We start from the raw sequence: 11088 nt of genomic DNA, 5'->3' as shown, positions 1-11088 counted from the left end.
AGCAGCTCATCGACCTTCAGGGGAACGACTTCGATTTCGTGGCGCCGCAGCATCGCGCGCATGCGGTCGATCACGGCACCGGCGCGCTGATCATCGGCGCGGATGTCTTCGACGATCTCGCGGATCTCGTCGAGGTCCGCATGACCGGAACGCAACATCAGTTCAGCGGCTTCGGCGTTGCGCAGGATGGCGCCAAGCGGCTGGTTGATTTCGTGGGCCAGGGCCGCTGCCAATTGGCCCATGACCGACAAGCGACCCGCATGAGCGATCTCGTCGCGCAGGCGCAAGTTCTCTTGCTCGGCTTCCTTGCTCGCGGTGATGTCGCTGCATACGCCCCGGCTTCGGACCGCGCGCTGGCGGTCGAATTCGAATCGGCCCTGTGCCGAGATCCACCGCGAATTGCCACTAGCGCCGCCGACGCGAAACTGCATCTGGTAGCGACCGTCCCCGACCCCGGCGGCCGCTTGCGAGAACGCCAACCCGACCGCGTCGCGGTCGTCCGCATGCACCTTCAGCAGCAATGATTCGAAGCTGATCTCCTCGCCCGGCGAGAAGCCGAACAGCTGGCGGGTTCTCGGGCTCGCCCAGACGGCATCGCTCGCCACGTCGCGCATCCACAGGCCGAGCTTTGCGGCCTGCGTGGCAAAGGTCACGCGCTCCTCGCTTTCGCGCAAGGCGTTGACCAGGTTTGCTGCAGAACGCACGTTGCGGCTCAGCTCGTACGCCATTGCAAACACGATGCCCAGGGAGAACAAGCTCACGGTGATGGGCATCTCGATGAAGCCCCAGAACACGAGGATGGCCTGGCCGACGCCGCCCACTGCGAACAGGCAGGTCGTCCCGCCGATGGTGAGGGCGGCGGACCTGTCGCCGCGGCGCCAAGCCGAGCGGCCTGCATCCAGCACAAAGATGGCGAACAGGCCCATTGCCACCTGAGCAACCAGCATCCAATGATTGGGTGTGCCGACAGCGACCGAGACGTTCTCGCCCAGGAACGGCAGGGCGCGCAAGTCCGAGATCTCGTCATAGTTCAATGACTGGCCGCTCAGGAAGTTGGGCACCAGCGTGAAGGTCCTCAGCGCAATGACTGTCCACCCCAACCAACGTCGGCCGCTCCTGAGATAGCTGCGCACGAAGGCGACCAACGATACGGTGACGAGCCATACCGCCACCTGCCCCACGCGATTCACAAGCGCATATTCATCTGGCGTCTGCGATTTCATCGCGACGAGTTCGCAGAAGGCAAGCGCGGCCGTCGCCATGGCCAGGAGCGACAGGAACAGACTCGGCCATGCGGCCCGGTCCTTCACCCAAACCAGCAGATGCACTGCAGCCAGCATGAGGCAGGCGGAACCGACCATGGCCCAGACAATGGTGACCCAGCTCATAGAAATCCATTCGTTGCGGACCTCGATTCTCGTTCGAGTCCCGTAACGAAGGCGACGGGATCTAGGAGCGAGCGCGAATCACGTCGGATACAACACCGTTCTCGTTGACTGTGCAGTTGACGTCACGTTGTCCGGCACCGATGGCGAGCGTGACCACGTAGATCCCTTGCTGCATGGTCTCTGTGTCGCCAAGCGGCTTCACGTCTTCCCTTGCGACCTTGTACTCGCGGGAAACAGCATCGACGCAACTGGTTCGTGCCATGACCGGGGACATGAAGCCTCCGATGATCGGCGCCGCAGGGCGGTAGTTGGCACAGCCGCCGACGACCGAACAAAGAATGACGAAAGCTGTAGAACGATTGCGAAAGGACATGCTGATTGCCTGGGGAGTGTGACTCACGAAGCGAGACTCACATGACGACGAGAACTACTTGTGCCTCACTGAGGCAGGACGCGAGCGGCCTCGCCATTGCCCTGGATGAAGACGCGCTGACCTACCCGCAATCCGGGCGTCACCGGCTGAGTCACCTCGACAAGCACGCCGCTGTCGACTCGAACGAAGATCTGCTGACCTTCAAGTGGCTTGCTGTAGCGTTCCGCGATTTGGCCGCCCGCCATGCTGCCGCCGATCGCGCCCACCACCATGGCGACGTCGCGGCCGGTGCCGCCGCCGATCAGGCTGCCAATTCCCACACCCGCCAGTCCGCCGAGCACCGCGCCCACGCCGGCGTGGTGAGAAGTCGGGATCTCTGTAGGCGAGATCTGCTCAATCTTGCCTTGTCGGATCGACACTGATGCTTGCTGCGATGCCGGCACGGCGCAACCCGCGAGAAAGACAGCCATTGCGAATGCGGAAAACAGTGAGAGAAGACGCAATTTCATGAACTCAATAACTCCTGGATTTTGGAAACAGCGCGCACTGTGTGCGCTTCGCGCAGTGGCGTCTACTGCCCTTTAGGGAAGGGGCGCATTCGCCTGTTTACCCATATGCTCGGCCTCAAAACCAATGAGGAGTCCAAGTGGGAATTCGAGTTCGTCCTTACGTCGCGCTGATGGCGCTTGCTTCCGGTGCACTCCTTGCGGGCTGTTCCACGCCGGGCGCAAGCAGCACCGGAATCGTGGCATCCAACAACGCCGAGGCCAAGATCGGCAAGGTTGGATTTCTTACAGAGCCGGCACGGTTGAAGCCCACGCCGGGCGGCGAAGGATTTCTGTGCTGGCTGCAACCCGACGTGAGGTGGAGCAGCTACGACAAGGTCATGATCGAACGCATTCAGGTTTACCTGGAGCCCGGTGCGGTGCAGCGCCCAGTCGACCCGACCGACCTGAAGGCACTGCTGGACTACTTTCATGGCGCATTGGTCAAGAACCTCGCGCCAGTCGTCCAGGTCGTTAATGCGCCAGGACCGGGCGTGCTGCGCTTGAAGTTCGCGCTGACCTCCCTCATTCCGACCAACACCGTTGCAAGCCTGGCAGGTACCGCGGTGCCCTATGGGTTCGTTGCCGAGATGGGCGCTGGCGCTGCGACCGGCCGCCCCGTGGGCTCGACGCCCTATATGGGCCAGACAGGACTGGAGGCACAGTTCAGGGACGGCGCAACGGGCAAGGTCGTCGGCGAGTGCGCGGACACCGAGATCGGCCTCAAGTACGCCGCCGACCTGAACAAGGGCGCAACGACCGCAGCGGTCGCATGGATGAACGGCTATGCCAGTTCGTTCACGAGCTGGAGCTATGCGCAGGACGCCTTCAATAAATGGTCGGAGGCGTTCGCCCGCCGTTTCGCTGTCCTGCGCTCGGCGTCACGATGAAAGCGTTCGCTCGGACACGGGCCATCAGCGTCGTGCTGATGGCTCTTTCTTCGGCGGCTTCGCACGCGCAGCAAAGCAACGAGGAGCTCGCCAAGGCGGCGCAGAACCCGCTTGCCAGCTTGATCAGCGTGCCGTTCCAACTCAACACCAACTTTGACACGGGCCCTGAGCAGCGCACGCAGAACGTGCTGAACATCCAACCGGTCGTGCCGTTCAGCCTGAACGAGGACTGGAACCTGATCTCGCGGACCATCATGCCGCTGATCTGGCAGCCGCCCTCCTCCCCGCTTGAAGGCTCCACGTTCGGTCTCGGAGACATCCAGCTCAATGGCTTCTTGTCGCCGAAGAACTCGGGGAGCTGGATCTGGGGCGTTGGTGCCGTGGCACAACTGCCCACCCACACCAACGACAGGCTGGGCAATGACCGCTGGGGCCTGGGTCCCACAGCGGTGGTCCTTCGGCTCGAGAAGGGCAGCCCTTGGGTCTATGGCGCATTGATCAACAACATCTGGTCAGTGAGCAGTTCCTCGGCGGACCCGAAGATCAATCAGCTGACCTTGCAGCCGTTCCTGAACTACAACTTTGCAGGCGGCTTCTACCTGACCTCATCGCCTCTCATCACAGCGAACTGGGAAGCGCCGGGAGGCCAGAAGTGGACGGTGCCCGTGGGCGGCGGAGTCGGCAAGATTGTCCGGTTCGGAAGGCTGCCGGTGAACCTCCAGGCTTCTGCTTACTACAACGTCGAGCGGCCCGACAACGCGCCTCGCTGGTCGATGAGACTCCAGGCGCAGCTGATGTTCCCCAAGTGAGTGTTCAGAAGATGCGCTGGCGACGCGCGATCCACAGCAAGGTGCATCGCAGCGTCATCGCCATCGCCATCGCTCTGGGACCTACGTGGACGACGGCGAGTCGGGCGTAGGGCTGCGACGGACCGTCAGACAAGGAGACGATTTCACAATGAACAAGTCGTATCACAGCCTTTGGAACGCCGCATTGTCGTCCTGGGTAGCAGTACCCGAGACGGCGCGCACACAGAGCAGCGGCAAGTCCCGAGTGGCATCTTGTGTTGGCGGATTGCGGCTCGCCGTCCTGGCCTTCGCCGTGGCAAGCGCCTGGGCGATGCCCGCGGCAGCAGCCACGCTGTACTGGGACACCAACGGCAACACTGCAGGCCTCGGCGGCACGGGCATGTGGGATACCAGCAATCCATCTTGGAATACCAGCAGTACCGGTACCGGTGGCACGCTGTCCGCCTGGAACAACGCGGCGCCGGACAACGCGCTCTTCGCGGGGAGCGCTGGCACCGTGATCCTTACCCAGCCGATCAGCGTAGGTAACGTTAGCTTCAGCACCAGCGGTTATGTCCTCAATGCTGGTCAATTGACGCTTGCTGGCACTGGCGGTTCCACCTTCACCACTGCGACCGGGATTACGGCCACCATCAATTCCGCCATAACAGGGACTGCTCCCCTCGTCAAATCAGGGGCCGGCACACTGAACATCTCCAATATCGGCAACAACTATTCCGGCGGCACCGTTGTCTCGCAGGGCACGGTCGTTTCCGGGGCAGGTGTGAACCCGTCGAGTGCGAACAACTATCTCGGGTCCGGCACGATTACCCTTGGCGATGCGAATACCGGATCCGGCAACGTCGCATTGCTGATGAACTACGGTAACTTTTTCACCAATCAAACGGTTTTCGGCAACAACATTGTTGTGAGCAGTCTGGCGGGTGGCCAAGTCACCATCGGCACAACGTTCTTCAGTCCGGGCACCAATGGATCTCAATACAGCGGAACCATCACATTAGGACGTGATGTGACACTGCAGGGAGGCAATGCCGACCGGACAACGTACATAGGAAAGATTACCGGCACCGGAAACCTCACTGTCACCGGGGGCCGCACGACCTTCCAAAACAGCATCAACGATTTTCTGGGTACCGTCACCGTGACGTCTGGCGCGACGTTACAGCTCAGCGCATTGAATGCCGTACCCAGTACATCTGATGTCACGATCAACGCGGGAGGCGTTCTGGACACGGCCGCTGCAGGAGCCCACCAGACCATCAAGTCGCTGAACGGGGCTGGTACCTTCTTGGGGTCGGTCACGGGACACGCGACGACGCTGACCCTGGGTGCCAACAATGGCTCGGGTGTGTTTTCTGGAGCGATTCAGAATGGAGGCGTGGTAAGCCTCGTAAAGACGGGCTCCGGCACGCAGAGCCTCTCAGGAACGGGCAACAGCTATACGGGCAGTACCACGCTCAGCGGCGGCACTCTCAGCGTCACGCGACTGGTTGATGGCGGTGCTGCCAGCAGCATCGGTCAATCGACAAATGCAGCGGGCAACTTGGTGCTCAACGGGGGCGCCTTGAGCTATGTTGGCGCGGCTACGAGTACCAATCGCCTGTTCACCATCAACGGAAGCGGCACGCTGGATGCCTCCGGCAGCGGAGCGTTGACGTTCAGCAACGCGGGCGCCATCGTGGGCAACGGCGTCCTCACGCTCAGCGGCAGCAGCACCAGCAATAACAGTCTGGCGCCAACGCTTGGCGGAACATCGTCGCTCGTCAAAGGCGGAAGTGGAACGTGGATAGTCTCCGGGAACAATTCGTATACCGGCGGCACCGCGTTTAATGGCGGCACTTTGCAGGTGTCCAGTGATGGCAATCTGGGTGCTGCCAGTGGCGCGATACGTTTCGACGGTGGAACTTTGCGCTTGGGCAGTAGCTTCGATCTTGCGATCGGTCGCGCTGTCGTTCTAGGCGCCGGAGGCGGCACGATTGACGTCCAGGGCTTTGATTCCGTGTGGGGCCAGGGCGCCAGTGGCAGCGGCGCACTCACGAAGGCCGGTGCGGGAACACTTGTTCTCACCGGTAGCAACACCTATGGCGGAGGCACGACCATCGCTGGCGGTACCTTGCAGATCGGCGCTGGCGGCACCTCGGGCGCCATCGTCGGCGATGTGACGGACAACGGCGCTCTCATCTTCAATCGCAGCAATGCGTTGACTCTCGAAGGCGCCATCTCAGGAGCCGGAAGCCTCTCGCAGATAGGCGGAGGAGTCACCACCCTGAGCGGCAACAGCAGCACCTTCTCAGGCAGCACCAGCGTCACGAACGGCACCCTGCTGGTCGATGGCGTCCTGGGTGGCTCCGGTAGCGCCATGAGCGTCTCCAATGGCGGCGCCCTTGGCGGCAATGGCACCGTTGGCGGAAGCGTCGCGATCAGCGACGGCATCCTCGCGCCTGGCACCATGCCCGGCAACGTGCCCGGGACGCTGACGATCAACGGCAATCTGTCGCTGACAGGCGCGTCACGGCTCAACTATAAATTCGGGCAGGTCGGCGTCGTCGGCGGTCCTCTCAATGACCTGACGGTGGTGGGCGGCAATCTGACGCTGGACGGCACCCTCAACGTCGCCACCTCGGCAGGCGGCAGCTTCGGCCCTGGCCTGTACCGCGTGATCAGCTATGCCGGCACGCTGACCGACAACGGCCTTGTCCTCGGCACGCAGCCCGTCGGCAGCACGAGCTTCGTGCAGACCGCCGTCGCCAACCAGGTCAACCTGGTCAACACGGCGGGCCTGACGCTGAACTACTGGGACGGCCCCGCCGTGCCGCGCAATAACGGTGTCGTCAACGGCGGCAATGGCACTTGGCAGACCTCAGCCGGCAACGACAACTGGACCGAGGCGACCGGCGCCATCAATGCGCCTTATGCGAACGGCGCCTTCGCGATCTTCTCCGCTGTGCCCGGTACGGTCCAGGTCGACAACAGCTTAGGTGCAGTGGTTTCCGGCGGCATGCAGTTCGCCAGCAGCGGGTATCGTGTGCAGGGCCAGCCCATCACACTGGCGGCCGGCAGCAACACGCTTCGAGTCGGTGATGGCTCGGGGCCGAGCGCGGGTTACGTCGCGACGATTGCGTCCGCGCTGACCGGTGCCGGCGGCATCGACAAGACCGACCTCGGCACCCTCGTGCTCACCGGCACCAACAGCTACACCGGCGGCACCACTGTCAGTGCGGGGACGCTGCAACTGGGCGCTGGTGGCGCGTCCGGGGCGATCGTCGGCAACGTACTCAACAACGGCACACTCGCCTTCAATCGTCCCGATGACGTCATCTTCGATCCCGTCATTTCGGGCGGCGGTGGTGTGATTCAGCGCGGTGCCGGCGCCCTCACCTTCACGGCTGACCAGAGCTATACGGGCGGAACGACCATCAGCAGCGGCGCGCTGAGCCTGGGCAACGGCGGCACGAGCGGGACCGTCGTGGGCAATGTGGTCAACAACGCGGCGCTGGTTTTCAACCGCTCGGACGATCTCAGTTTCGGCGGCGCCATCTCCGGTGCGGGCATGGTCGCGAAGGTCGGCGCCAACAAGCTGGTCCTGACGGGAGACAGTACGTTCACAGGCGGCACAACCATCGCGGGAGGAGGCACGCTTCAACTGGGTAATGGCGGAACCTCGGGCAGCATTGTGGGCGATGTCGTGAACAGCGGCACGCTTGTCTTCAACCGCAGCAACGACCTGAGCTTCGCCGGTTCCATCAGCGGCGCCGGAGCGCTGTCCCACATTGGCAGCAGCAGCACAACGCTCACTGGTGACAGCGGAGCCTTCGCAGGCAGCGCCAGTGTCACGAATGGGGCCTTGTGGATCGAAGGCTTACTGGGCAACGCCGCTAGCACGCTCAACGTGGCGACCGGCGGAACATTGGGAGGTACTGGCACTTTCGGCGGCAGCATGACCATCGCGGATGGCACCCTGGCGCCGGGCAACCCGCTAGGTACGCTGACCATAGGCGGCAATCTTTCGCTGGCCGCGCCGTCGGTACTGGCGTACGAGTTCGGACGGTCGAACGTTGTCGGCGGCGCGCTCAACGACCTCACCGTGGTCGGTGGCAACCTGACCCTGGACGGCACGATCAATGTCAGCGCACCAGGCGGAGGGGCGGCCGGTCCAGGCTTGTACCGCGTGATCAGCTATGGCGGCACGCTGACCAACAATGGCTTGGCGATCGGAACCCAGCCGGCAGGCAGCTCGCTGTTCGTTCAGACGTCCGTGCCGCAGCAAGTCAACCTCGTCAATACCGCGGGTCTCGCTCTGAATTTCTGGGATGCAGGCAACACAACCCGCAACAACGGTGTCATCAACGGCGGCAACGGGGTGTGGCAGGCGACGGGCGGGAATGACAACTGGACCGAGTCGACCGGCGCCATCAATGCGCCCTATGCGACAGGCGCCTTCGGGATCTTCTCGGCCACGCCCGGCACCGTGACAGTGGACAACAGCCTGGGCGACGTCGTATCGGGCGGCATGCAGTTCGCCAGCAGCGGCTATCGCGTGCAGGGGCAGCCCATCACGCTGGCTGCCGGCAGTAACACGCTTCGCGTGGGTGACGGTTCGGGACCGGGCGCCAGCTACCTCGCGACGATTGCATCCTCGCTAAACGGTGCCGGAGGAATCGACAAGACGGACCTGGGCACCCTCGTGCTCACCGGCGCCAACGGTTACACCGGCGGGACCACCATCAGCGCCGGCACTCTGCAAGTCTCGCTGGACACAAACCTCGGTGCCGCAACCGGTGCGCTCAATCTTGCGGGCGGCACGCTCCGGACCACAGGCGACATCGCCACGGCGCGGCCCACCACCATCAGCGCTGCGGTCGGTTCGATCGACACCGCCGCCGGCACAACCCTGACGCACACGGGCAACGTGGCAGGCGGCGGCGCCTTGCTGAAGCTCGGCGCCGGCACGCTCGTGCTGGGTGCCGATGCCACCTACCGCGGCGGCACCACCATCGCTGGCGGCACGCTGCGATTGGGCAACGGCGGCACGATGGGCAGCATCGTGGGCAATGTCTTGAACAACGGTGCGCTGGTATTCAACCGCAGTGATTCGCTGACCTTCGCGGCGGCCATCAGCGGCAGCGGCACGGTCACCAAACTCAACGGCGCGAATCTCACTCTCGCAGGTGCGAACAGCTACAGCGGCGGCACTGCACTAAAGGGCGGGCAGATCACTGTCGGCAACGACAACGCGCTCGGCAGCGGCGCGCTGTCGATGGACGAAGGAACGACGCTGGGCTTCGCGGCGGACAGACTGAAGTTGGGCAATGCCGTAGTGCTGACCGGCACGAACGATCCGGTCATCGACACAGGCTCCTTCACCGAAACGCTGTCGGGCGTCATCTCGGGCGGCGGCGCACTCACGAAGAACGGAAGCGGTACGTTGGTGGTGTCGGGTGCCAACACCTACAGCGGTGCCACCAACGTGGCTTTCGGAAGCCTGCAAGCGGGCGCCGCCAACAGTTTCAGCGCGGCATCTGCCCACACGGTCGCTGCCGGTGCCACGCTCGATACCGGCGGATTCAATCAGCGCGTGGCCGCGTTGACGAACAGCGGCACGGTCAATCTGGCAAGTGGCGTCGCGGGCAGCGCACTGACCGTTGCAGGACCCTACGTGGGCAAAGGCGGCCTCCTGCGTCTGGGCACGACTCTGAACGGCAGCGCCAGCGCGAGCGACAGGCTGGTACTCGACGGACCGACTGCCGTGGCGAGTGGCAGCACCAGCGTGCAGATCGTGAATCTCGGCGGCCTCGGCGGCTTGACCACGGGCAATGGCATCGAGGTCGTCAGCGCGACCAACGGTGCCACCACGACCGCGCAGACCACCCGCAACGCATTCAGCCTCGCAGGCGGTCACGTGGATGCGGGCGCCTATGAATACCGCCTCATCGCCGCGGACGCGCTGGGTGCCGGCGAGAACTGGTACTTGCGTTCAACCACCACGCTCGTCATTCCGCCACCCGTCGATGAAGTGCTGCCTCCCGGACAGCCAACGCCACCTGCGACGCCGCCCGTTCAGCTCCCGACATACCGCGCGGAGGTTCCATTGGTGGCCGCTTTGCCTTCGCAGCTCAGGCAGGCAGATCTGGCGATGCTCGGTAACCTGCACCGGCGCGTGGGCGACGAAGATCCAGCGACCCTCGCCAGCACCGCCGTCGGCACCGCCCCAGACTCGGCGAGCACAGGCGCGCGCCGCACGTGGGGCCGCCTCGTCTATGCCGACCTGGACATCCAGCAGCAAGGCATCGCTCAGCCGCACAGCGATGGCAGGCTGAGCGGCCTGCAGGTCGGCACCGACCTGTTCGCCACCGATGCATGGAAGGCCGGCATCTACGTCGGCTATCTCGACGGCAGCGTCGATGTCAGCGGGAATGCGCGCGGCCTCACGGCACGAGTCGGCAACAACGACCTGCGCTCGCGCTTCCTTGGTGGGTACGCGACATGGATGGATGCGAGCGGCTGGTACGTCGACAGCGTGCTGCAGGGCGCAAGCCAGCGCTATAACGTGAACCCCGACATCAACCCCCACGCCTCGGGCAAGGCCAGCAGCTTCTCGGCCTCGGTCGAAAGCGGCAAGGCCTTTACGCTGAACGAGCGCTGGAGCATCGAGCCGCAGGCGCAGCTTGCGTGGCAGCACAGCAGCTTCGATGACCTGGTGCTCGGTGGCGCGCGCGTGCGGCAGGACGCCGGCGACGGCTGGATCGGACGGCTTGGCGTGCGCGTCAAGGGCGATCTCGCAACGGGTGCGGGAAGGCTACAGCCCTATGGCCGCGTGAATGTCTACTACGCGAGCTTCGGCGATGACGTCGCCAGCTTTATCGGCCCTGCGGGCGTGACTGCCATCGTCAGCCCGGGCGGCTACAGCGCTGCCGAAGTGGCCGCGGGCGCGACGCTGTCGCTCACAAGAGCGACCAGTCTCTACGGGGAAATCGGCCACATGTGGAGCATCGGCGGCAATGCCAGCGTCAAGGCATCCGTGCAGGCATCGGCAGGGCTCAAAGTGCGTTGGTAGCGAAGCGCCATTGATAAGATTCGGTGGCG

At 63.9% G+C, this 11088-nt stretch carries 6 protein-coding genes; 3 read left to right on the top strand and 3 right to left on the bottom strand.

Features of this window, described 5'->3' with window-relative positions; translation table 11 throughout:
- The 3 genes from AC1DSF_RS24635 to AC1DSF_RS24625 form a co-directional block, all read right to left on the bottom strand.
- A partial coding sequence (locus tag AC1DSF_RS24635; RefSeq protein WP_478183611.1) for a sensor histidine kinase occupies positions 1-1388 on the bottom strand: 1388 nt, incomplete at its 3' end.
- 61 nt (positions 1389-1449) lie between these two features.
- On the bottom strand, positions 1450-1761 hold the full coding sequence (locus AC1DSF_RS24630) for a hypothetical protein (protein ID WP_478143625.1): 312 nt from the start codon (positions 1759-1761) through the stop codon (positions 1450-1452).
- 65 nt (positions 1762-1826) lie between these two features.
- On the bottom strand, positions 1827-2270 hold the full coding sequence (locus AC1DSF_RS24625) for an outer membrane lipoprotein (protein ID WP_478183610.1): 444 nt from the start codon (positions 2268-2270) through the stop codon (positions 1827-1829).
- A 137-nt stretch (positions 2271-2407) separates the two neighbouring features.
- Here AC1DSF_RS24625 and AC1DSF_RS24620 point away from each other — a divergent pair, with 137 nt between their 5' ends.
- From AC1DSF_RS24620 to AC1DSF_RS24610, 3 genes are all read left to right on the top strand, one after another.
- Entirely contained in the window at positions 2408-3196 is a 789-nt protein-coding gene (locus AC1DSF_RS24620; protein WP_478183609.1) for a DUF3313 domain-containing protein, read from the top strand.
- Positions 3193-4005 carry a transporter family protein gene (locus AC1DSF_RS24615; RefSeq protein WP_478183608.1) on the top strand — a complete coding sequence of 271 codons (813 nt, stop codon included), beginning with the start codon at positions 3193-3195 and terminating at the stop codon, positions 4003-4005. Before AC1DSF_RS24620 ends, AC1DSF_RS24615 begins: the two co-directional genes overlap by 4 nt.
- A 148-nt stretch (positions 4006-4153) precedes the next feature.
- Positions 4154-11059, top strand: a complete 6906-nt coding sequence (locus AC1DSF_RS24610; protein WP_478183607.1) for an autotransporter-associated beta strand repeat-containing protein — start codon at positions 4154-4156, stop codon at positions 11057-11059.
- Positions 11060-11088 lie beyond the last annotated feature (29 nt).

The organism is Variovorax sp. 01N429 (genome assembly GCF_056399425.1).
The sequence above is the reverse complement of the archived record's forward strand: the minus strand, read 5'-3'. Positions and strand labels throughout refer to the sequence as shown.